The sequence below is a fragment of the Protofrankia symbiont of Coriaria myrtifolia genome, assembly GCF_900634755.1.
Taxonomy (GTDB): domain Bacteria; phylum Actinomycetota; class Actinomycetes; order Frankiales; family Frankiaceae; genus Protofrankia; species Protofrankia coriariae.
On record NZ_CAAAFS010000285.1, the window covers coordinates 1 to 21,897 of the forward strand.

Annotated in this window: 17 protein-coding genes and 2 pseudogenes; 10 read left to right on the plus strand and 9 right to left on the minus strand. The window is 70.3% G+C overall.

The genetic code is table 11. From position 1 onward, the window contains the following. The coding region (gene sfnG, locus CM1CMNOD_RS15780) for a dimethylsulfone monooxygenase SfnG (protein ID WP_131774063.1) at positions 1 to 1,126 on the minus strand (1,126 nt) is incomplete at its 3' end. Positions 1,127 to 1,593: 467 nt separating this feature from the next. Between sfnG and CM1CMNOD_RS15790 the strand changes: the two genes are divergently transcribed. After that, complete coding sequence (locus CM1CMNOD_RS15790; RefSeq protein WP_013874595.1) at positions 1,594 to 2,574, plus strand: LysR family transcriptional regulator; 981 nt, start codon at positions 1,594 to 1,596, stop codon at positions 2,572 to 2,574. A gap of 46 nt (positions 2,575 to 2,620) precedes the next feature. On the opposite strand, the gene CM1CMNOD_RS15795 is transcribed toward CM1CMNOD_RS15790, so the two are convergent. Further along, positions 2,621 to 3,046, minus strand: a complete 426-nt coding sequence (locus CM1CMNOD_RS15795) for a VOC family protein (RefSeq protein WP_013874596.1) — start codon at positions 3,044 to 3,046, stop codon at positions 2,621 to 2,623. A 216-nt stretch (positions 3,047 to 3,262) separates the two neighbouring features. Continuing rightward, entirely contained in the window at positions 3,263 to 3,886 is a 624-nt protein-coding gene (locus tag CM1CMNOD_RS15800; protein ID WP_242625463.1) for a TetR/AcrR family transcriptional regulator, read from the minus strand. A gap of 229 nt (positions 3,887 to 4,115) precedes the next feature. Between CM1CMNOD_RS15800 and CM1CMNOD_RS24505 the strand changes: the two are divergent. Next, a pseudogene (locus CM1CMNOD_RS24505) lies at positions 4,116 to 4,241 on the plus strand (carbamoyltransferase HypF); the annotation flags it as partial. An 86-nt stretch (positions 4,242 to 4,327) separates the two neighbouring features. Here CM1CMNOD_RS24505 and CM1CMNOD_RS24510 read toward each other — a convergent pair. Then, positions 4,328 to 5,054, minus strand: a pseudogene (locus CM1CMNOD_RS24510) (septum formation family protein). Between the two features lie 700 nt (positions 5,055 to 5,754). Between CM1CMNOD_RS24510 and CM1CMNOD_RS15815 the strand changes: the two are divergent. Then, positions 5,755 to 6,294 (plus strand): GNAT family N-acetyltransferase, encoded by a 540-nt coding sequence (locus tag CM1CMNOD_RS15815; protein ID WP_043606872.1) that lies wholly within the window; start codon positions 5,755 to 5,757, stop codon positions 6,292 to 6,294. Here CM1CMNOD_RS15815 and CM1CMNOD_RS15820 read toward each other — a convergent pair. Continuing rightward, positions 6,264 to 7,616 carry a helicase-associated domain-containing protein gene (locus CM1CMNOD_RS15820; protein ID WP_013874600.1) on the minus strand — a complete coding sequence of 451 codons (1,353 nt, stop codon included), beginning with the start codon at positions 7,614 to 7,616 and terminating at the stop codon, positions 6,264 to 6,266. The two genes, CM1CMNOD_RS15815 and CM1CMNOD_RS15820, sit on opposite strands and share 31 nt — an antisense overlap. Positions 7,617 to 7,881: 265 nt before the next feature. On the opposite strand from CM1CMNOD_RS15820, the gene CM1CMNOD_RS22515 reads away from it, so the two are divergent. Further along, positions 7,882 to 8,643 carry an ATP-binding protein gene (locus CM1CMNOD_RS22515; protein WP_013874601.1) on the plus strand — a complete coding sequence of 254 codons (762 nt, stop codon included), beginning with the start codon at positions 7,882 to 7,884 and terminating at the stop codon, positions 8,641 to 8,643. A gap of 248 nt (positions 8,644 to 8,891) precedes the next feature. Here the strand turns inward: CM1CMNOD_RS22515 and CM1CMNOD_RS15835 are convergent, their stop codons facing one another. Together CM1CMNOD_RS15835 and CM1CMNOD_RS15840 are read right to left on the minus strand one after the other, a co-directional pair. Then, on the minus strand, positions 8,892 to 9,824 hold the full coding sequence (locus CM1CMNOD_RS15835; protein WP_043603883.1) for a DUF4231 domain-containing protein: 933 nt from the start codon (positions 9,822 to 9,824) through the stop codon (positions 8,892 to 8,894). Positions 9,825 to 9,887: 63 nt separating this feature from the next. Beyond that, a complete protein-coding gene (locus tag CM1CMNOD_RS15840; RefSeq protein WP_013874603.1) occupies positions 9,888 to 11,861 on the minus strand; it encodes an MFS transporter in 1,974 nt (657 codons plus the stop codon). A 107-nt stretch (positions 11,862 to 11,968) separates the two neighbouring features. Between CM1CMNOD_RS15840 and CM1CMNOD_RS15845 the strand changes: the two genes are divergently transcribed. Next, positions 11,969 to 13,117 carry an RNA-guided endonuclease InsQ/TnpB family protein gene (locus CM1CMNOD_RS15845; protein ID WP_043603885.1) on the plus strand — a complete coding sequence of 383 codons (1,149 nt, stop codon included), beginning with the start codon at positions 11,969 to 11,971 and terminating at the stop codon, positions 13,115 to 13,117. Positions 13,118 to 13,213: 96 nt separating this feature from the next. On the opposite strand, the gene CM1CMNOD_RS15850 is transcribed toward CM1CMNOD_RS15845, so the two are convergent. Further along, positions 13,214 to 13,651 (minus strand): MarR family winged helix-turn-helix transcriptional regulator, encoded by a 438-nt coding sequence (locus tag CM1CMNOD_RS15850; RefSeq protein ID WP_013874605.1) that lies wholly within the window; start codon positions 13,649 to 13,651, stop codon positions 13,214 to 13,216. Between the two features lie 115 nt (positions 13,652 to 13,766). Between CM1CMNOD_RS15850 and CM1CMNOD_RS15855 the strand changes: the two genes are divergently transcribed. Together CM1CMNOD_RS15855 and CM1CMNOD_RS15860 are read left to right on the plus strand one after the other, a co-directional pair. Beyond that, positions 13,767 to 14,792, plus strand: a complete 1,026-nt coding sequence (locus CM1CMNOD_RS15855; RefSeq protein ID WP_043603889.1) for a toll/interleukin-1 receptor domain-containing protein — start codon at positions 13,767 to 13,769, stop codon at positions 14,790 to 14,792. Between the two features lie 17 nt (positions 14,793 to 14,809). Further along, on the plus strand, positions 14,810 to 17,617 hold the full coding sequence (locus tag CM1CMNOD_RS15860) for a hypothetical protein (protein WP_013874607.1): 2,808 nt from the start codon (positions 14,810 to 14,812) through the stop codon (positions 17,615 to 17,617). A 194-nt stretch (positions 17,618 to 17,811) separates the two neighbouring features. Here CM1CMNOD_RS15860 and CM1CMNOD_RS15865 read toward each other — a convergent pair whose 3' ends face one another. Continuing rightward, a complete protein-coding gene (locus CM1CMNOD_RS15865) occupies positions 17,812 to 18,456 on the minus strand; it encodes a GNAT family N-acetyltransferase (RefSeq protein ID WP_013874608.1) in 645 nt (214 codons plus the stop codon). A gap of 693 nt (positions 18,457 to 19,149) precedes the next feature. Between CM1CMNOD_RS15865 and CM1CMNOD_RS15870 the strand changes: the two genes are divergently transcribed. From CM1CMNOD_RS15870 to CM1CMNOD_RS15880, 3 genes are all read left to right on the plus strand, one after another. Next, positions 19,150 to 19,800: a MarR family winged helix-turn-helix transcriptional regulator gene (locus CM1CMNOD_RS15870; RefSeq protein ID WP_237702825.1), complete on the plus strand. Its 651-nt coding sequence runs from the start codon at positions 19,150 to 19,152 to the stop codon at positions 19,798 to 19,800. 289 nt (positions 19,801 to 20,089) lie between these two features. Beyond that, entirely contained in the window at positions 20,090 to 21,058 is a 969-nt protein-coding gene (locus CM1CMNOD_RS15875) for a daunorubicin resistance protein DrrA family ABC transporter ATP-binding protein (protein WP_013874610.1), read from the plus strand. Then, positions 21,055 to 21,897, plus strand: a complete 843-nt coding sequence (locus tag CM1CMNOD_RS15880) for an ABC transporter permease (RefSeq protein WP_013874611.1) — start codon at positions 21,055 to 21,057, stop codon at positions 21,895 to 21,897. The genes CM1CMNOD_RS15875 and CM1CMNOD_RS15880 overlap by 4 nt, the downstream gene beginning before the upstream one ends.

Consider the following 21,897-nt stretch of genomic DNA (forward strand, 5'->3'; position numbering starts at 1 on the left):
CTTCCCGGACCAGCTCGCCGCGGTCGGCGGCGTCGGCTTCGAGCTCGCGCACGAGCGGTAGCACCCGGTGTCCGAAGTACTCCACCTCTTCGAGGTAGTGCAGGAAGCCGAGCAGCAGCAGGTCCACACCGCGCTTCTTGTAGGCGACGATGCGTTCGGCGATCCGTTCCGGCGTGCCGATGAGGCCGGTGCGGAAACCGTCGTTGTACTGGACCAGGTCGTCGAACTCCGAGTCCTGCCACATTCCCTTCTTGTCGGCGGTCGATTGGCCGGCCTGTCTGACCGCCGCTCCGAAACCCTCGACAGCATCCCGGTCGGCCTTCGCGATGATCTCCCGTAGTACCTCGCGGGCCTCGGCGTCGGTGTCGCGGGCGATCAGGAAGGCGTTCAGCCCGAAACGCACCCGCCGCCTGTGCCGCGCCGCCTCGGCGTTGACGTCGGCGATCTGCTCACTGACACCGTCGAGATCCTTACCGTTGCTGAAATACCAGTCCGAAACCCGGCCGGCCATCGCCCGGGCGGATGTCGAGTTGCCGCCCTGGAAAATCTCCGGATGCGGCCGGCCGGGCCCCTCGATGGGCTTGGGCCGCAGGTCGAAGTTGTGCAGGCGGTAGAAGTCGCCGTTGAATTCGGCGTGGTCGCTGGTCCAGATCTCGCGCAGCACACGGATGAACTCCTCGCTGCGCCGGTACCGTTCGTCGTGTTCCAGCCAGGGCTCACCGAGTTTGGTGAACTCGTCCTTGAACCAGCCGCTGACGACGTTGACCGCAGCCCGGCCGCCGGAGAGCTGGTCGGCGGTGGCGATGAACTTGGCCAGCACGCCCGGGTGCCACAGCCCCGGGTGGATCGCCGCGATCACCTTCAGCCGCTGGGTGGCCAGCAGCAGCGCCAGGCTGAACCCCGTCGACTCGTGCTGGTAGGCCGCGCCGTAGGAGGCGATGTAGCGGACCTGGCTCAGGGCGTAGTCGAACCCGTTGTTCTCGGCCAGGACGGCCAGCTTCCGGTTGTACTCGTACCCCCAGTCGGTACGCTGTTCGATTCTGCTCACCACCAGGCCGCCGCTGACGTTCGGCACCCAGTAGGCGAACTTCACGGGCTCACGACCCGTTTCGACGGCGTCGGACATGCAGTTCTCCCTGCCCTGTGAACGGCTGCGCGGCCCAACCGGCGGTAATATCATTTATGCCGCGTGTGGGCCGATTTCTCGCATGGTTTCTCACGAAGATTTCCTGCGAAGACTGCTACGAGGATTTCTTCCGGCTGCCGCCTACGACGGTTACGGTCAGATGGCTGCTCGGAGGACGCCTGACCCTCATGGGACCGATCAAATGATCGGCCGGGCGGCCGGTGTGAGTGACACCACTAACCGGTGGCGCGACACCCACATCGCTCGGGACGGTGACACGACCGCCGATTCAGGACGGCGGCCGTACAGCCGCACACGTCGACGGACAGCCGGCCGCGCCCGACAATCCCTATAATGTCCATCGACATGGTGTCGAGTGTGCCTTCACGGGTAGCGACGGTCAACCAGGCGTCGACGAGGGTGCGATAGGGCGACCCTGTCACGGCGTCGAGGGTGGGAAGGGCCAGGTGCGGATCGAACAGCTGGAGTGCGTCGCCGCGGTCACCCGTCTCGGGTCGATGCGGGCCGCCAGCGAGGCGCTGCACATGTCGCAGCCGGCGCTGAGCGAGACCATCCGCAACCTTGAGCGGGAGCTCGGCGTGACGCTCCTCGACCGCCGCCGCACCGGCGCCACGATCAGCGCGACCGGCGGCGAGCTGCTGCCCTACATCATCGACGTCCTGGAGTCGGTCGACCGGCTGCGTGCCGCCGCCGGCGACCAGCAGCGCTCCAGCCGCATGATCCGGATCGGCACGGTCAACGCCGCCACCGTGCCGCTGGTCACCCCCGCCATGCGCGACTTCCACGCTGCTTACCCCACGACGCAGGTGGAGATCGTCAACACCCAGCAGGCCGACATCCACCGCCTGCTCCTCGACGGCGGCCTCGACCTTGGCCTGGTCAACCTGATGGACGGCGACGACGTCGCCCCCGAGCTGGAGACCGTCGAGCTCTTCCGCGGCCGGGCCGTGCTGTGCTGCCGCACCGACAGCCCGCTCGCCGGGCTGCCGGCCGTCAGTCCCCAGCAGCTGCTCAGCGAGCCGTTCATCGCCATGCGCTCCGGCTATGTCATGCACCGGTACGTCCACCGGCTCTTCCGCGACAAGCCGCCGACGTTCTCCTACTCCACCGACGGCGTGGAGATGGGCAAGCTCATGGTCGCCCAGGGCCTCGGGGTGACCATCCCGCCCGACTACAGCGTCGCGGGTGACCCGCTCGAACGCAGCGGCATCATCACCCACCGCCCGCTGGAAACCGACGACGCGACCGTCATCCTGGTCATCCAGCGTCGCCGCACCCGCCACCTCCCCACCGCCGTCCGCCAGTTGCAGGCCATCCTCCTCGAACACGCCGCCGCCTACCGCTCAACCAACCAAACCCCTGATCCCGCAACAGCGACGGGAATCCATAATCATGAAGATGCGGGCCCGCGCGTAACCAGCAAGTGAGCAGAAGCCGAGGACGGACAAGGGCCGGCCCTCGGTGGACGGCTGCTCAGGCGCAGAACTCGTTTCCCTCCGGGTCGCGCATCACCACCCAGTAGACGCCGAGTTCCTCCACGGCCTCGATCCTGGTCGCGCCGAGCTTCTCCAGCCGAACCGCGGCTTGCTCCGTCCGCGCGCGCCGTACGTCGAGGGGAACGTCAAGACCGCCGCCGGAATGAAGGTCCAGATGCACGCGGTTCTTTGCCGTCTTCGGTTCCGGAACGCACTGGAAGAACACCCGTGGCCCCACACCGGCTGGATCGACGATCGCCGCCGCCGAGTTCCACCGCTCCTGCGGTACGCCCTGCGCCGCGAGGAACGCCGGCCAACTGTCGAAGCCCGGCGGCGGCGGTTGGACCTCATAACTGAGCGCCTCGGCCCAGAACGCCGACAACGCCACGGGATCCGCGCAGTCGAACGTCACCTGAAACGTCATGGAGGAATCCCCTTCCGTCACCGATCCGCCGCGGGCATCCCGGCTGCCTCGCGGCATATTCTGCTGTTCGCACCGGCTGCTCCGTGCGGTGCAGGTTGTAGGCGGTTTCGATGAGGTCGCCGAAGACCTGCGCCCGGGCCGGGACGTGATACCACCCCGACGTGTCTCCCGGCAGGCCCCGGATGGACGGACACGTTCAGCGAACAGGGCGTCCGTTCACTTCGGTGGGCGGTGGGCGAAGGCGCGTAGGAAGGTGGCCACGCCGGCGGCTGCGATCTGGTCGCGGTGGGCGGAGGTCACGGTGTCCGGGGCGAAGACCGTCAGCAGCGGCAGGTCTCCCAGGACGAGACCGACGAACTGGGTGGCGGCCGTCGCGGGGTCGATGATCTCCAGGTAGCCGGCGTGCGCCAGCCGGGCCATCCGGCCGGCCAACGCCTCGATCACCTCTTCGCCGGAGGCCCACATCGTCCGGAACAGGTCGGGGAAACGACCGGACTCCATATACATCAGACGGCGGGCGGCCACCGACTGCTCGTCGCAGACGCACGCCGCCAGCCCGTCGGCGACGGCACCCAGCTCACCGACAAGGTCGGCCGGCTCGGTCGGGAAGTTCCTGAGCACGGCGAGGGTGCGGGCGTTCGCCCGGACCGCCGCGTCGACCATCACCAGCCGGAACAGCTTCTCCTTGCTGCCAAGATGGTTGTAGAGGGTCGGCTTGGCCACCCCGGCCTCGCTCGCGATGAGATCGACGTTCGCACCCTCGTACCCCTTGCGGGCGAACACCTCGAACGCGGCGGCGAGAATCGCCTCCCGCTTGTCCACCCGGCCACGCCCAGTCACCGTGCCACCGGCCAGGGCGGATACATCCATCATTCGAGCATATCTGTCACGGAGCTCTCGCCGCTCCCTCCCCATCGGCTCAGGCCAATGTGGACGGCCGCAGGTACGCGTTCACATCCAGGCCCGGCGGCCGTGAGCTCGACGCGGCTCCGGTGGTGGCCCCGCAGCCTCCGACGTGCTGGCCGCGGCCGCCGACGTGCTGGCCGGGGTCTGCGCGGCAGTGGCGGCAGTGATCGCGGCGCGCTTCCACCGCGCGGTGGCCGACGCGGTGGTGTCCACCGCGGCCGCGTTGCGTGTACGCAACGGCCTGGGAGAGGTCGCGCTCTCCGGCGGGATGTTCCTCAACGCGGTACTCACCGGGCTGTGCCGCATCCTGGAGGGCATCCGCCACCCAGACCATGATCAGCGAAATTTTGTTGTTTTGTATGCTTTTCGGCCGCGTCAGCGTACAAACGACAAAATTGCGCCGATCTTCTTCGGCAACCGGCGCCCATCGATGATGCTGGCCATCTCCTGGCAGCGCGAGCCGGCCAGTTCCTCGAAGGCCGCATCGGACGGAGGCTGGCTGTCCGCGGTGTTGGGCAGGGTGGCTGTTCCGGTGACCTCCGCCTGGTGGGAAGCACCGCAGGGAATCTCACCTTTGGTTTCGGTCGCCGTCAGCTCCAGGCACGTTCCAGGGGGATAGACCTGTGCCTGGCCGGCGCCCTCGACCACACCGGTGAAGGGAACAAACCGATTCGGGGCGGCAACGCTGGTGGCGGCGGACAGCCCACACCAATGCCCGGTCACCTGATTCCCAGCCGAACCGGGTGGGACGGACGATTCCACTCGCGAAACGACCGTACGGGTCGAGCGGATAGCCGAGGAAATCACGCGCCACCGGATTACAGTAACGATCGTTGATCTCATCCCACTGTGTCTCGGTCGGATAGGCGCTGTCAGCAGGATAGTCGGAGGCAATATCCAGCTTCCTGACGGCCTCGAACAGGTGTGGTGACGCACAGGGCACTTCGTCCGCATCCGATATGCGATCCTCCTGATTCCAGATGTAGCAGCGCCCACGGTCGAACGACCACCTGTTGAGCTCGGGCTGGTCAGGGCTCGCGCTCGCGGAGGATGACGGCCCGCCGGCGGCGGTGGTGTCGGCCGATGCGGCACCGTCGCCCATGCGGACGACCGCGTAACCGGCCACAAGCAGAATTCCGACGCCGGCCACGGCCAGGGCCGCGACCAGCCCACGACTGCGGAACCGACGTGGCCGGCGGGATCCGAGCGGCCCACCCGATGAACGTGGCCGCCCCGGATCGGTCGTGGCCCGAAGCGGGCGACGGCGGCCCGGGTCCGCGCCGGCGCTTCGTAGGCCGTCGCCCCGGCGACGAAGTCGTTGTCAAGGATCAGGCCCGCGAACGGGTCGCCGTCCCCAGCCTTCCCGCCTCCGGGACCCGCCTTCTCCCCGAGACCTGCCTTCTCCCCGCTCCCCGGCATCCTCGGTTTCCCCGGCTTCCTCGACTTCCAGGGAATCCCTGCCCTTCCCGAAGCCTTCTCCCCTGGATCGTCCGCCGGCTTCTTCGGACACCACTGACCCGCCTCCCGCACCATGCACCATGCACCATGCACCGAATCACGGCCACCGCCGGGCGCCGTCCCGGATCATGGTCGGATCACGGCGGGGAGAGGCCACCCGCGCCGGCAGCCGGCCCATCAACTACACGGCGCACGCATACGGCGCCGGACTTTATCCCAGCGCCACCGCCATCCCCGCACCGGTCGTGGCATCGGTCGTGGCATCGGTCGTGGCATCGGTCCCCGCACCCGGAGGGCATGACTCCGCTCGCGCAGGGATCTTCCACGATGGTGACAATGAATCCGTGCGCATCCGACCGGTCCGGTTCGAGGAACTGTCAGTGCTCCAGGACATCGAGCGTGCCGCTGGCCGGTGGTTCCGCGACATCGGCATGCCCGAGATCGCCGACGACGAGCCGCTCACCGTCGACGAACTCGCGCTCTATCAGCGGGCCGGCCATGCCTGGGGTACCGCAGACGGGACCGGCCGTCTGGTCGCCTACCTGATCACGGACCTCGTCGACGGCAACATGCACATCGAGCAGGTATCGGTGCGGCCGGACAGCGCCCGCCGCGGGGTGGGGCGGGCACTGATCGAACACATCGCTGATCACGCGGCTGCCGAGGCCATACCAGCGCTGACCCTCACCACGTTCGTACACGTACCGTGGAATGCCCCTTACTACGCGCGATGCGGGTTCCGCTGCCTCACCGAGGCCGAGCTGGCACCAGGGCTGCGGGAAATCCGCAACCGGGAGACCGTGCACGGTCTGAACCGATGGCCACGGGCCGCCATGCGCCGCGAAGTGGGACGTTACTCCGTTGGGCTGGTGGGGATGACATAGCCCAGTTTCCGGAGGACGGTGCGGAAGTCGGCCTCGTGCTGGACCGGTACGGCGATATGGCGCTCCCCCACCGGCCGGCAGAATCGGCGGAGTTTACGGTCGGCGGTGATGAGAGCGGCCATCGCCGGGTCGGCGCATTCGACCACTCGCGCGAGCCCGAGGTCACGCAACTGGCCGGCCCGGGCCACCGCATCCTCGAAAAGCCTGGTCACGGTGGCCGGTACGGCATGCTCGGCATGATCGTCCAGAAACTGCCGCGCGTCGTCCAGCGGGCGACCCGCGTCGACCGCGGCCAGCAGCGACGCAAGGCTCAGCGACCAGACACGGTCCGAGGCGCGCTGCCCATAGGCGTCCAGGAAAATCTCGTCCGCGGGCTTCAGCTCACTGGTGACCACGATGTCCAGATTGGGCAGGACCTGGAGTGCCAGACCCGGCCCGCCATTGCCTTCCGGTTCTGGTTCGTACCGTTCGGACAGCCCGAACACATATGCGCCGAGCGCGTTCAGCCGGACCGCGCTCAGGCCGTCGTAACGGCTGAGAAAATCCAGTCCGTCAGCGCCCCAGTTAGCGTGGAAGTCGTCGCGGGCGTTGACCGGATCACCATATTCGAGATCGAACAGGCCGAGCGTCCCCGCATATTCGAACAGCAGGCACAGGGTGTATCGGCCCTCCAACAGCGGCCAGTCGTGGAACCCGTCGTATCCCAGGCTGCCGTACTGCGGATCCTCGAGGTACAGCTTCCAGGCGTCACGCGCCACCGCGAACGGAGGGCCGTCGCGCCGCATCCGGGCGAACAGTTCGTCCACCGCGATCCACTCCCCGGGCGGGCAGGCCGCAAGCGCCGCGGCGACGGCCTTGCGCCGGGGGCTCGCCGCGGTCAGTGCCCGCGCCGACCGCTGGCCCTTGATCTCGTCGATCCGGCTCATCTCGTCGATCACGGCATGGCCGATCCAGCGCCGCCAGAGGTGACGGACCGTCTCCGCCGCGGGTTTGGCCAGCGCGCTCCGGCCCCGCGTGGTCAGTTGCAGCCGCCCACCGACGATCTCGGCCAGGCCACCGGCCTGCACCAGCAGCGGCCACGCGAACGCGGCGATCGGCTCCTCGCGGTAGAAGTCCCCGCCGGTGAGGACGCCGGCGACAGCGGTGACGGTCGCGGCCGCGGGCCGCTGCGTCTTCTCACTGCACCGCAACCTGCCGGCCGCGCACAGTTGCAGGACGGTGAGCACATCGGCGGTCGTCTCCCGCGCCCTCGGGCGAACGGTCAGCTCATCCGCGTCCAGCGGCACATCCGTGACTGCGTTCACGCTCACCGTTACGGCCATACCCGCTGACTCTAGAACCACATCGACAGGCACACACCAGCCGGTACGGCCTCTCACCGTTCACCGTCGCATGAACCCGTGTCCCGTCGCACGAACCGCGCTCGACGGCGTGCTCCCTCGGCCGGAAAGCGCCCGCACACGCCGACACGCATGATCCAAACAGACACCTCTTGCAACTCTGAGTAAAATTCAAATTACTTATTGTCCCGACTGTCGACGGTCGTCCTGATTGCCGGCAGCCACGGACGGACGACGGGAGGCGGACATGGAACGCGAGGTCCTCGAGCTGCCGTCCGTCCTGGCCAGTGTCGCCGTCGCCGAGGAGCGGGCCCGATGCCTGGCCGCGGCGTCGGCCCTGGACGAGGACGACCGGTACCGGCTCGGCCTGGCGGTACGGGAAGCCGTGGCCAACGCGGTGATCCACGGCAACCGCCTCGACCCGGGCACTCCGGTTCGCCTGCTCCTCACCCATGACGCACACCGGATCACCGTGACCGTCGGCGACCGAGGCCCGGGCTTCACCCCCACCCCGGCCGCCGACGCCCCGGTGAACCTCACGCCTTCGGGCCGTGGGCTGACCCTCATCTCCCACGGCGTAGACGCCCTTCGCGTCATCCACCGCCCCGACCCGCCGGGATGCGATGTGCTTCTGGTCAAACAGCTCAGAAAGGACACCACGATGTCCCAGCTCTCCGTCGCCCGCCGCCAGGACGGCGATGTCACCGTCCTCGACCTCTCCGGCAGGATCCTCATCGACGGGGGCTCCATCCAGCTTCGCGACGCGGTCCGCCGCGAACTGGAGGACGGCCACCACAACCTCCTGCTCAACTTCGCCGACATCACCGGCATCGACAGCTCCGGCATCGGCGAGCTCGTCAGCTCCTACACCACCGCCACGAACCGGGGTGGCCGGGTCAAGCTCGTCAACCTGCCCAGCAAGATCCAGGACCTTCTGGCGATCACCCAGCTGCTCGCCGTCTTCGAGACCTTCGACGACGAAAAGGAGGCCATCGCCAGCTTCAACTGAGCCGGGCCGGCCTGGCCCGGGCCGGCCCCGGAGCGTCCCGACTCCCGACAGCCCTGCCGTCCCCACGAAGGCCGAGGCCGCGGCCGTGCCACGCGCCGTCCCGCCTCCGGCCGGCAGCCCTCGCGGGCACGTACCGGTCATTATCGACAGGCGTGCTGAAGCCGACGTCAACTCTACCGCACCGACTGTGAGGATCTGGTCGGGACCGGCCTTAGCGACACCGGGGACCAGCGCTCGGCCCCGAGCGGTCAGGCAGGCTGTTCGGCCGGGCCGGCGAGTGGTGCGGGGGTGTCGGCGTTCCAGCGGGCCGTCCACGCCTGGTTCTCGACGGCAATAGCATCCTCGCAGTCCGTGACGAACGCGGCGTCCCGCTGGGCCCGTTCGGCGGCGAAGGTGCCGGCCGGGGCGGGCAGCCGCCACCGGTCCCGCAGGAAGCGCAGCCGGCGGGCGGTCTGCTTGTAGGCGCGGGCGTCGTCCTCGTACCGCGAAGCGGCCGCGTACGAGCCCACCGACGCCCCCACCATGGTGATCGCCGGCGCCCAGGCGGTGACCGCCGCCCCGCCCGTGGCCGCCTCCAACGCGCCGAGCACCGTGGCTGCGAGGCTCGCGACCAGCCCTGCCCCCTGGAACTGGGCGGTGCGCCGTTCGGCGACGGCAGCCTGCGACTCGTAGTAGTCGATCTGGTCGTCGACCCGGTGGGTCACATAGGAGTCGAGGCTGTCGATCTCCGGCCACCGCCAGGACGGCGACGAACCGCTGACCAGTGCCGCCGGTGGCAGTATGTCGGCTGCCTGCTGGATCGCCTCGCCGCGGTCCAGCAGGCAGCGGTCCCGCTCGTCCGGCGGGCCGTGGTAGGGGGCGACACCGGCCAGACAGGTGTAGATCTCGGCCTTCAGCGCTTCGGCCACCGAACGTAACTGCGTCCAGGTCCTGATGTGGTTGGGCCCGGCGAAGAAGCCGGCCACGATCGGCGCGCTGGCCAGGGCGGCCGCGGCCAGCCCCGCCAGTACCCGGCCCACGCCCCCGTCGACCTGCGCGGCAGCGGTCACCAGGAGCGTGCCGGTCACGCCCAGCCCGAGGGTCGCCTGTCGGCCCCGGCGAATCCGCTGTTTCGCCTTCTCCGCAGCCACGGACCACTGCCGCTGGGCCGCGATGACGCTGTCAACCCCCGCTGTGCTCATGCCGGTGATTGTGCGCGGTACGCGTCCGGGCACGACAGGCCACCCGGGTAGTGCCCCGCTCGGTCAGCCGCTGTCCGTGCCGGGTCCACGCTCCCCGGAGACCGGCGAGGCCGGCGAGGCCGATCGGGTCGGTGGAGCTGGCCGAGCCGACGGAGTCGAGGAAGCCGACGGGGCACCGACCGGCAGTCCCCCGTCTGTCGCCGACGTTCCGTTCGGTGACGGCTCGGTTGCGGGCAGCGGTATCTGCCCCGCGGGCACCGACTGGAGGGGACGGCCACCGCGCAGCAACGACGCGCACGCGGCGAGCAGCGACAGGACGGCGGCCATCGCGAACACCACCACGAGACCGTGATGGAAAGGTGCCGATATCAGGTTCGGGAAGAACTCCCTGCCGGTGAGAATCTGCTGGTGTTCGGGCGAGAGCGCGGACAGCGCACCGGTGGACGCCAGCAGATGCCCGATCGGGTTCTCCCCGAGAATGGCCGCGAACAGCGACGACACCGGCGGCAGGCCGGCGACCTCACGTGCGCTGTCAGACGACACGCCCTGCTGTTGCAGGCCACTGGTCAGCGCGTCCGGAAGACTGCCCGCCAGACCAACGATCATGAGTGAGAAGAACACCCCGATCGACAACGTCGTACCGGCGTTCTGGAAGGTCGATCGCATCCCCGAGGCGACACCACGCTGGTGCGCGGGCACACTGCCCATGATGGACGACGAGTTGGGGGCGCTGAACATGCCGCCGCCGACCCCGTTCGCGGCGATCAGCAGCGCGAAGGCCCAGTAGGGGAAGTCCACGGGCAGCAGCATCAGGCCGACGAAGCTGCCGCCGAAGACGAGCATCCCGGCGCTGGCGAGGCCGCGGGCACCGACCCGGTCGGAGAGGAGCCCGGACACCGGGCCCGCGACGATGACGCCGACGGTCAGCGGAAGCAGGTAGATCCCGGCCCAGAAGGGCGTGTCGTGGTAGTCGAAGCCGTGCAGGGGCAGCCAGATCCCCTGCAACCAGATGATCATCATGAACTGTAGCCCGCCGCGGGCGACGGAGACGGCGAGCCCCGCCATGCTGCCGGCGATGAAGGGCCGGATCCGGAACAGGCTGAGCTCGAACATCGGCTCGGCGACCCGGCATTCGATCACGACGAACGCCACGAGCAGCAGAACACCACTGGCAATCATGGCGATGACCGTGGGGTTCAGCCAGCCCATGGTGTGATCCCGGTACGGCTGGATGCCCTTGGTGATGGCGACCAGGATCGTGCCCAGACCCGCCGCGAACGTGATGTTGCCCCACCGGTCGAGGCGCCCGCCCTCTCCCCGATGGCCGGTGTCCCGGAGCTTGCGGTACGCCCACAGCGTCCCGAAGATGCCGACCGGCACGTTGACCCAGAACACCGCCCGCCAGTCCAGGGCCGCCAGCACCCCGCCCGCGACCAGACCGACGAACTGGCCGGCCAGGAAGGCGACCTGGTTGATGCCCAACGCGAAACCGCGCCGATCGGCGGGGAACGCGTCGGTGAGGATCGCGGCCGAGTTCGCCATCAGCATGGACCCGCCGACCGCCTGCAGCATCCGCCAGACGATCAGCCACAGCGCCCCGTGGCCGCCGTCGAAGGGGTCGAACGACAGCAGGACGGAGGCGATGGTGAACACCACGAAACCGGCGTTGTAGATCCTGACCCGGCCGAACATGTCGCCGAGGCGACCGAGGCTGACGACGAGCACGGCCTGGACGAGGCTGTACCCCATGATCATCCACAGCAGGTAGCCGACGTTGCCCAGCGCCAGCGGCTCCAGGCCGATGCCACGGAAGATCGACGGCATGGCGATGATGACGATGGATCCGTCGAGCCCCGCCATGAACATGGCAGCGGTCGTGTTCGCCAGGGCCACCCATTTGTAACGGTCGTCCCCGCCGGGGCCGGCCGCCCTCGCAGCCTCTGCCGCCTCTGCCGTCCCCACCGCCTGCCCGGCGGACGGCCGCCCATCGCCGCGCGGTGGCCCGCTCGCCGGTGTCGTGTTCCCCACCCCCGTCATCGGGGAACCGCCGTGGAAACCCCGTCCTTTAGGGCGGGGAAAAAACAGCGAAGCGATACGGACACGGGCAGACCGCCTTTCACACGGCGATACCGTAGAATGTGAGCATGAGTCGGTCGAAAGTGGTGAAGCGGGCGTACCGCTACCGCTTCTACCCGACTCCCGAACAGGCCGACGAGTTGAACCGGACGTTCGGATGCGTCCGGAAGGTCTACAACCTGGCCTTGGAGAAACGCACCCGGGCCTGGCAACAGGAACAGCGCCGTGTCTCCTACGTGGAGACGTCGGCGATGCTGACCGGCTGGAAGAAGACCGAGGAACTTGCCTTCCTGAGCGAGGTGTCGTCCGTTCCGCTCCAGCAGACGCTGCGCCATCTCCAGACGGCGTTCAGCAACTTCTGGGCGAAACGCGCCGCCTACCCGACCTTCAAGTCGAAGCGGAAGTCCCGGCCGTCCGCCGAGTACACCCGGTCGGCGTTCCGTTGGCGCGACGGTCAGCTCACCCTCGCGAAGATGACCGCCCCGCTGGGCATCGTCTGGTCCCGGCCGCTTCCCGACGGAGCCGAACCGTCGATGGTGACCGTGTCCCGCGACCCGGCGGGCCGCTGGCACGTGTCGGTCCTTGTCGAGACGACGGTCAGCGAACCGCCCCCGACGGGCGCCGTGGTCGGCATCGATGCGGGCATCACCGCGCTGCTGACTCTCTCGGATGGCAAGAAGGTCAGCAACCCGAAGCACGAGCGGCGCGACCAGGAACGTCTCGCCCGCGCACAGCGGGAGCTTGCCCACAAGGCGAAGGGCTCGAAGAACCGCGCCAAGGCCCGGGAGAAGGTCGCCCGTATCTACGCGCGGATCGCCGATCGGCGCCGTGACCATTTGCACAAGGTCACCACTCGACTCGTTCGCGAAAACCAAACGATCGTGATCGAGGACCTGAACGTCGCGGGTATGGTCCGCAACCACTCGCTGGCCCGAGCGATCTCGGATGCGGCGTGGGGCGAGATGCGTCGGATGCTGGCGTACAAGGCCGACTGGTACGGCCGCAAACTGGTTGTGGTCGACAGATTTTTCCCGTCGTCGCAGACCTGTTCGGCATGTGGGTACCGGGACGGGAAGAAGCCGCTGAACGTCAGGGAGTGGACGTGCCAGCCGTGCGGCACTGTCCACGACCGGGATGTGAACGCGGCATGGAACATTCTGGCCGCCGGGCTGGCGGTTGCTGCCTGTGGAGACGGAGTAAGACCGGACCGGCGGTAGTCGGCGCGGCATCTGTCGGAACCTCCCTTCGGGAGAAGAAGCAGGAAAACCCAACCGTGAGGTTGGGAATCCCCCGCCTTCAGGCGGGGGATGACGTCAAATGCTCTGCGCCAGTCGCTCCAGCAACGGCGCCGCCGCCATCAGCTGTTCGAGCTCCGCGGGCGTGAAGCCGCTCGACAACGCCTTCGCCAGCTGTTCGGTGCGCGCGTCGCGCCTGTCACGCAGCGCCTGCAGGCCGGCTTCGGTCGCCGACAGGATCACCCGCCTGCCGTCCTGCGGGTCGGGACGCCGCTCGACGAGGCCGCGGGCCTCGAGCGCGCCCAGCGTCGCCCCCATCGACTGCGGGCTGATCTGCTCGATCTTGGCGAGCGCGGCCGCGGTGGTCGGGCCGCCGCGTTCGAGGCGTACCAGCGCCGAGGACTCGGGCATCGTCAGCTCGCCCGCGGGCTGCGCCTGGCGCAGCCGTCGCAGCAGCAGCCCGATGCTCAGCCGAAGCGTGGTCGCAACCTGATCGACATCCGATTCTCTGGACATTCAATCAGTTTAAGCTGATAAGTTTAGCTTTGCAAATTTCCCGGCCGTGCGGACAACACCCTCGTCGCCGTCAGGACCGGGACAGCCCGCCGGCCAGGCTGCGACGATGGGGCATATGGGGGAAAGTCTCGCGGCAGAGCGGCGGTACGACGCTTTTCTGTCCTACGCCCGCGCCGACGACCCGGACTTCAGGCAGGCCCTGGTCGACGGCCTCGACCGGGCGGGACGCCGGGTCTGGTTCGACCGGGAGGCGATGCCCAACTGCGGAACCACCTTCGGACAGGAGATCCGGCAGGCGATCGAGACCAGTGACCGGCTGATCCTGCTTGCCGGGCCGGCGGCCATGTCCTCCGGATACGTCGCCCAGGAATGGGGATACGCCGACGACATCGGCAAGCCCGTCGTGCCGGTGGCGCACGCGGTCGCATTCCGCGATCTCCCCGACCGACTGCGCCACTACCACGGGGTCGACGCGCGGCGGCGGACCGTCGACGCGGTCGTGGCCGAGCTGGCCAGGCTGCTGGCCGAGCCGGTGCGGCCGCTCGGGCCGTGCTTCCACCTCCCACACCGCCCGCCGCACGCGCGGGACCGTCCCGAACTGCTCGAACATCTGTCGAGCGCCCTCCTACCGGACCGGATGCGCCCCGAAGACGCCGGTCGGGCACCCCGCGTGACCGCCCTGTACGGCCTGCCCGGGGTCGGGAAGAGCACGCTGGCCGCCGCGTTCGCCTCCGCCGTCCGCACCCGCCGGGTGTTCTCCGACGGGGTGGCCTGGCTCGCGGGCGGGCCGGGCTTCCGGCCCCTTGCCACGGCCCGGGAACTGCTCCGGCTGGCCGCGCCCGGCGCCCACCTGCCGGGGAGCGACGGCGAGGTCGACGTCGCGCTCGCGGCGGCGCTCGGCGGCCGGGAACTTCTGATCGTCCTGGACGACGTGCGCGACCCCGACCCGGTCCTCCCCTTCGTCACGGCGCTCGGACCATGCGGCCAGGCTCTGCTCACCACGCTCGACCAGGCCGTGGCGACGGCGCTGGGCGCGGTCGAGATCGCCGTGGACCAGCTCGACGACGATGCCGCGCGCGGGCTGCTCGCCGACTGGGCGGGCAGATCGCGGCAACGCTGCGGCAGGCCCCGTCCGGACTGATCGGTGCGCTGGCCGACGTGGGTGACGTGGATCAGGCGTTGCGCTGGGCCGGTGACCAGCCCGATCCGCTGGAACGCTTCGCGGCGCTGCTGGCGGTGGCAGCGGCGCTGCTGAAGGACGGCGCGCTGACCCGGGCCCGCCAGGTGTGCCGGGTCGCGGCGGAGACCATCGCCGCCCTGGGCGGGACGGTTGAGGCCGGGGCCCTGCCCGGCCTGACGGCTCTCAACGCCGTGCACGCGCTGGTGCACTTCCCGCAGCCGGACGAGTGGGAGGGCACCGATGACGATCTCGTCGCCATGGCCCGGCTCCCGCTCGACGCGCTCGTGGGGCTGGCACCGCTGGCGTGGCGGTCCGGGGCCGTCGCGGAGCTGGCCGCGGTCACCAACCCGTTCTGGGAGCTGTACGGCCATCTGCTCCCGCTGGTGGCGGTCGAGGAGCTGGCGGTGCGCGGCGAGTCCGCGGCGGCGGAGGGGCTGCTTGACGCGTACCCGCCGCCGGTGGACGGGGGCGACGGGGACGATCTGGTCAACGCGGCCCGGTACCGGTACGCGGTCGCGACGGCGGCCGTCGGCCGGTTCGGGACGGCCCGCGCAGCGGTCGACGGGCTGCCGGCCGGCTATCGCGCGGTCGGCCGGCGCGGGCTGGCGCGCGCTCTCGCCCGGGCCGGCCGCCTCGACGAGGCGGTCGGGCTGCTCGGCTCGATCGACGACGCGACAGTGGCTGACGACACGCTGTTCGACATCGTCGACGCGGCCCTGGCCCGGGCCGTGCCCGAGGAGTGCCGGTGGCTCGCGGCCGTCGCGGAAGCCGGTGGCCAGCCCGTCGCCGCGGACCAGCTGTCGGCTGCGGCTGGCGATCCGGGCGCGGGCCGGCGGTTCACGCGGGGCGACGACGACGCACTGGCGTTGCGCGTCGGGGTCAGCATCGCCGGCATCCACTGGCAGCGTGGCGCGAAGGCACCGGCGGTGGAGACGGTGCGGGCACTGGTACCGGTCGCCCAACGACTCCTGGGACCGCAGTGGTGGGCCCCGGACACGCTCGACGCCCCGCCGTGGCTCGCCGGCCCGGCGGCCTCGCTGGCCGCGCTGCTGGTGCGGACCGGGGAGCCGATGCCCGAGGGGTTCGTGGGGGTGACAAGAGGCATCGAGCACCTGTGGGGCACGACACCGCCGTTCAAGGTCACCTTCATCAGGGAGTTCGCCGCGAGTGGACGTTTCGGCGAGGCGATGGAGCTGACCTCGCTCATCTCCTGGCCGGGCGGCCGGGCCCTGAGCCTGGCGAACGCGCTGGCCGCGGTGGACGTCTCGCGTCTCGACCCGGGCCTGGCCGACCCGGGCCTAGCCGACCAGGGCCTAGCCGACCAGGGCCTAGCCGACCAGGTGCGGGCCGCGGCGCGCGACCTCGCCGACGAGCTTGGCCGGGAAGCCGGCGACGCAACCGGCGCTGCCGGGGATGCCGGGGATACCGGCAACGCGGTGCTCGACGACGTCCTGGCCGAGATCCTGTTCGTCCACGGCCTCGACGGCGAGGCCCGCGCGCTCACGGACGCTCTGGCCACCCGGACCGACCTGCCGATGACGCTGGGCGCACGGGCCGTGCTACTGGCCGGGGCGGGGCGGGCGGATCAGACCCGGGAGCTGGTCCGCCGGGTCCTGGTGGATCGCGCGCTGAAGGTACCCGACGCCAGAGCGCGGGCGCTGCTCCTGACCGCGGTCGCGGCCCGCCGGGACGGCCCCTGCCCGGAGCTCACCGCCGCCGCCGGGCTGCTGGCGCGGGTGCGGGTGGCGGCGGGCGTGCTGGATGTCGTCGCCGATCTCGCCAGGTCCACACCGGCCGGACCGGTCGCGGAGATCGCGGACACCCTGCCGTCCAGCAGGGTCCTGCAGTGGCCGGGGGAGATCTCGACACAGGAGATCGCCGCCGCGGCGGCGGTCCGGGCGGTGGGCGCGGCGGCGATGGTGCTGGTCGCGATACGCGCCGGGCGCGGGCGAGCCGCTCGTAAATGGTTACGGGTCGCCGAGGGATTCGTGGCGGGAGCGGAGCGGTTGTCGCCGGGCGCCACCGGCGTGCCCGCGGCGGTGGCGCGGTACCTGTGGGCGGCGCGGGCCGCGCTCGACCCGAAAACGCACCCCGAGGACGCAGGCCTGGCCGCCTCGGTCGCCTGGTATCTGTGGGACCGCGGCCACCGTCCGGCGGCCGTCCGATATGCCCGCGAAGTACTCGACCATCTCGCCGGCCCACTCGACATGCTGGTCGGTGGACGCGACGACGGACGGATCATCTTCGACGCGGAGGAGTTCCTGCACGACGCGCAGGCGGACGACGCCGCCCGCGCCTGCCTGACCGCGCTGCTGGCGATGGCGGCGGCCGGCAACGGCGATGCCGGCGGCGGCGATGCCGGCGGCGGCCGGGAGCTGGTGGGACAGCCCGCCGGCACGCTCGACCTGGACGCGTTGCGGGGCCTGTCGTCGCTCGCTTTCGCCGAACGGGCCGAATATCATGCCCGGATCGCGATCGGGCTGCACCGCGCCGGGCAGCCGGACGCGGCGATGGAGATGCTGGGACTGGCGGCCGAGTCCAGCATGACCATGGCCCGGCGAGGCGAGCTCGCCCCGTTCGAACGGCTGTGCCAGGCGGTGGCGGAGCTGCTCCCGCCAGACGAGGCCGTCCTGGTCTGGACGCGGTGGCTCCAGGCGGCAGCGCGGTCGGACTCGTATCACGCGCTCGGAATGATCGCTTCATACGTCCGCTGGTCCCCCGCGTCCGACCTGGCGGGGATCGCGGTCGACCCGCGAACCGGCGACCTGGAGTCACGCCCACGCTGAGAGCCAGGCGGGCGAGGAACAGCGCCGGCAAAGCCGGGACGGAGCCCGATACCGCCGGACGGCTGGGATGTTCAGATCTTCGGCGGGCTCTGGGGTGCCGCGCCTGGCGTTATGCTGGGGAAGTGACGATGGCGCCCCACAGCACAGCCATTTTTGATTGATTGCGGGACAGGGGCGCGTTACTTGGTGGTTGTTCAGGTGGACTCGTCGGTCCAGGGGGCCAGGGCGCGGGTCACGAACGTGGGTAAGGCCGCCGCCTTCTCGTCCAGGGCGAGCAGCATCGGCATGTAGCTTTTGCCCGCGCCGTCGTCCGCGTCGAGCTCCGGGTCGCCGGCCCGCTCGAAGCCGTGACGGGCGTAGAGGCGGACCGCGGCCGTGTTGGTCGGCACGACCCACAGCCGGACGCCGATCGCGCCGACTGCCCGCGCCCAGTTCACGGCGGCGTCGAGGAGGGCGTCGGCCGCTCCCGTGCCGCGCGCGGCCGGCGCGACCCACATCGCGGCCAGTTCCCGGAACTCCGGTGCCCGCGACGGCCGGTAGACGTCCACCATGCCCGTCGAAGCGCTGTCACCCGTGGGAGTGCTGTCACTCGCGGGAACGCTGCCGCCCACTGTGGTGTCGTCCTGTTCCAGCAGGAACGTGGCGTGCGCGTCACCCGCCGAGTTCCGCGACGCGCGAGCCCGCCAGTCCGCGTCGGGACGGGCGCTCTCGGCCGCCAGGGTCTGCCAGAAGGATCCGGGCGCGTCGGCCAGTGCCGCCAGGCGGACATCGCGTAACCGCTCGGCGTCACCGGGCGTGATACGGCGTACGTGGAATACCAGGCCCACGTCAACGACCATCCGGACGCATGAACGTGACATGTCCCGGACGTGTGAATTCCGAACGCACCGGACATATGGACATGGCGCCGCACATGCGTGCGGCGAGGCGTGACACCACCTGCGCCAGACCCGGGAACCGCGCAACCACCACCATCCGCACGCTACCGGGCGTGACCCCGCCTGAGTCGAGGGCCCCCGGCGAGCTGTCCGGTGACCGCGTGGCGCGGACGCCGGATGCGGACGCCGGACAGCGCCCCCCGGGCTCCGGTCGAGGCATCCGGGCAGCCAGCACGGTTGCCGCATGCCTGTTACGGGCCTTTCCCAGCGGCGCTGTGATCGTTGCGACTGGCACGCATCGAGGTCTGCTGCCACTCACACATTCACGAAACGTGACCAGTCCAGCCCTGACGCGGATGCGCTTCACCTGTTCCAGTCGACAATGCGGACGATCCCGCACCCCCGTCCATCATGTAAAGGACTCCTAATCATCAGGTGTACAATTCGCTTACTAAGGTCCGTTGGTGGGCATCGGCGTCCCCGCCGTGGCCCTGGCGCCGGGGGCGACCCGCGGTGCCTCGACAACTACAGATCACGATGACGGGAGACGGCTGTGCCAACGACAGGCGGAGCCCGCACGGCGGCGGGACGCGCGGCGTTCCCCGCCATCGGCGCCGGCCGGGCCACGCCGCCCCGGTTACCCGGGCCGCGCGCGTGAGACCGCCAGGCACCCCCGAGGAGCGTCACCCAGGGCTCGACGCGAAGATCGTCGCTGCCCTCGACCGGATCGGCGAGGCTCTCCAGGTGCTGGCCCGCCGCGCGGCCGAGGCGCACGAGCTCTCCTCCACCCAGCTGCGGGTCCTCGTCCACCTGCACGCCGGGCCGCCCCCACCGGCCCGGACCAGCGCGTTGGCGCGTGAGCTCGACGTCGCCGACCCGACCGTCAGTGACGCCCTGCAGGCCCTGCGCCGCAAGGGGCTCGTCGAACGCGAGCGGGACCCCGACGACCGGCGCCACTACCGGCTCCACCTGACCGCCGACGGCCAGCGGACCGCGCGTGCGGTGTCGCGCTGGACCGCCCCCGTCGAGGTCGCCACGTCGCGGATCGACCGCGTGGACGGCGAACAGTTGCTCGCGACCCTGCTGGACGTGCTGGAACGCATGCACTCCGAGCATCTGATCAGCGTGACCCGGGCATGTACCACCTGTCACCACTTCAGACCCGCGGTCCGCCGGGCGAGAACCGCCGTCCACCGATGTACCTTCTTCGACTACCGCCTTGAACCGTCCGACATCAGGGTCGACTGCCCCGAGCACGTCACCCGCGAGGAGTTCGCCCGCCGCGCCGCGGCCAGCGGCCGCTGACCAGCTCGACACACCGCGCAGCGTCCCACCCGGGGCACTGCCCGCGCGGGGATCTTCCCCCGGGGCCGCCTGCGTACCGACGCGGCCCGCCTGGGACACCGCTTCCGTTCTTCGAAGTTCCACCGGGCTCTGCCGCGTTCCCCCGACCCGTTTCCCCTGACCCGTCTCCCCTGATTCCGCTCTGCCTCCGCCGGATGCCAGCGGGCTTCGCCTGGATGCCAGCGGGACGCACGTGCCGTGCCAGCGGCATGTACGTGCCGTGCCAGCGCGGCCCGGCAGCCTGTGCCGCATGACCTTCGCCATCCACGCCGAGGCGCTCACCAAGCGGTTCGGCGACACCCAGGCGCTCACCGGCATCGATCTGGCGGCGCGGGAGGGCAGCGTGCTCGGCGTGCTGGGCCCCAACGGGGCCGGCAAGACCACGGCCGTGCGCATCCTCGCCACCCTGCTGCGCGCCGACTCCGGGCGTGCCACGGTGGCAGGCTTCGACGTGGCGCGCAGCCCGCAGCAGGTCCGCCAGCACATCGGCCTGACCGGCCAGTACGCCTCCGTGGACGAGGACCTGACCGGCCTGGAGAACCTGGTCATGATCGGTCAGCTGCTCGACATGCGCGCCGCCGAGGCCCGCCGGCGGGCGGTCGAGCTGATCGAGTGGTTCGACCTCGTCGAGGCCGCCGGCCGGGTGGCCAAGACCTATTCGGGTGGCATGCGCCGCCGTCTCGACCTGGCCGCGTCGCTCGTCGGCCGACCATCCGTGATCTTCCTGGACGAGCCGACCACCGGCCTGGACCCGGTGCGCAGGGAACAGATGTGGGATGTCGTGCGCAGCCTCGTCCACGACGGCTCGACGGTGCTGCTGACCACCCAGTACCTGGAGGAGGCCGACGCGCTCGCCGACGAGATCACCGTCATCGACCGTGGCCGGGTGATCGCCCATGACACCCCTGACGGCCTCAAGAGCGTGGTCGGCGGCCAGCGCCTGAGCGTCCGGCCGGCCGACCCGGGGCAGCTCGACACGGTGCGCCAACTGCTCGCCGAGATCACCGCGTCGCGGCCGGAGCCCGCGGGCCGTGACCACCTGACCGTCGCCGTCGACGGCGACGAGGTGCTGGCGGAGGTGATCGCCCGGCTGCGGTCGGCGGGTGTCCGCGTCACCGAGCTGTCCCTGCACCTGCCAAGCCTGGACGAGGTGTTCTTCACCCTCACCGGCGGCCGCACCGGCAGCCGCGCCGAGATCGAGGAGGAACCGGCCGCATGACGGTCACGACCACAGCCCCCGCGCCGCGCAGCCGGCCACCCGGCATGCCCGCGTCGCGACCGGCCGTCCCGCCGGCGCGCCTGCGGGCCCTGCGCCACGCGCTGGTGATCGCACGCCGAAACCTGGTCAAGACCCTCCGGACGCCGGAACAGCTCATCGACGTGACGCTGCAGCCGGTCATCTTTCTGCTGCTGTTCGTCTACATCTTCGGTGGTGCGATCGGCGGCGGCTCCCAGCATGACTACCTTGAGTTCCTGCTGCCTGGCCTGCTCGGCCAGTCCGTCGCGATGGGCAGCATCGCGCTGGGGCAGAACCTCAACGCGGACATCGAGAAGGGCGTGTTCGACCGGTTCCGGTCACTGCCGATCTCCCGGTCGGCGCCCCTGGTCGGGGCGGTTCTCGCGGACGTGGTGCGCTACCTGCTGCTGTGCGTCATCCTCGTCGGGTTCGGGTATCTCATCGGGTTCCGTGTCGCAGCCGGCCCGCTGTCGCTGGCCGCCGCGCTGGCGCTGTCGGTCGCGTTCGCACTGTGCTTCTGCTGGATCTCGGTGTGGATCGGCATGAAGGCGCGTACCTCCGGCTCCGTGCAGGGCATCATGTTCCTGCTCGTCCTGCCGCTGTCGTTCGGCAGCAACACGTTCGTCGACGTCGCGACGATGCCGGGCTGGCTGCAGGCGTTCGTCCGGGTGAACCCGATCTCGCACCTGGTCGGCGCCGTGCGCGCGCTGATGCTGGGCGGCCCGGTCGCGTCGAATCTGGCGTGGACGGCGGGGTGGATGGCAGCGCTGCTGGCGGTCTTCGTACCGCTCGCCCTGCGGGCGTACGGCCGCCGGACCTGA

Excerpts from the sequence above, each read along its gene's own strand:
- CM1CMNOD_RS15795 (WP_013874596.1), bottom strand. The coding sequence starts at position 3,046 with ATGACGTTTCAGGTGACGTTCGACTGCGCGGATCCCGTGGCGTTGTCG.
- CM1CMNOD_RS15820 (WP_013874600.1), bottom strand. The coding sequence starts at position 7,616 with ATGGCCGTAACGGTGAGCGTGAACGCAGTCACGGATGTGCCGCTGGAC.
- CM1CMNOD_RS22515 (WP_013874601.1), top strand. The coding sequence starts at position 7,882 with ATGGAACGCGAGGTCCTCGAGCTGCCGTCCGTCCTGGCCAGTGTCGCC.
- CM1CMNOD_RS15835 (WP_043603883.1), bottom strand. The coding sequence starts at position 9,824 with ATGAGCACAGCGGGGGTTGACAGCGTCATCGCGGCCCAGCGGCAGTGG.
- CM1CMNOD_RS15840 (WP_013874603.1), bottom strand. The coding sequence starts at position 11,861 with ATGACGGGGGTGGGGAACACGACACCGGCGAGCGGGCCACCGCGCGGC.
- CM1CMNOD_RS15845 (WP_043603885.1), top strand. The coding sequence starts at position 11,969 with ATGAGTCGGTCGAAAGTGGTGAAGCGGGCGTACCGCTACCGCTTCTAC.
- CM1CMNOD_RS15850 (WP_013874605.1), bottom strand. The coding sequence starts at position 13,651 with ATGTCCAGAGAATCGGATGTCGATCAGGTTGCGACCACGCTTCGGCTG.
- CM1CMNOD_RS15855 (WP_043603889.1), top strand. The coding sequence starts at position 13,767 with ATGGGGGAAAGTCTCGCGGCAGAGCGGCGGTACGACGCTTTTCTGTCC.
- CM1CMNOD_RS15865 (WP_013874608.1), bottom strand. The coding sequence starts at position 18,456 with ATGGTCGTTGACGTGGGCCTGGTATTCCACGTACGCCGTATCACGCCC.
- CM1CMNOD_RS15875 (WP_013874610.1), top strand. The coding sequence starts at position 20,090 with ATGACCTTCGCCATCCACGCCGAGGCGCTCACCAAGCGGTTCGGCGAC.
- CM1CMNOD_RS15880 (WP_013874611.1), top strand. The coding sequence starts at position 21,055 with ATGACGGTCACGACCACAGCCCCCGCGCCGCGCAGCCGGCCACCCGGC.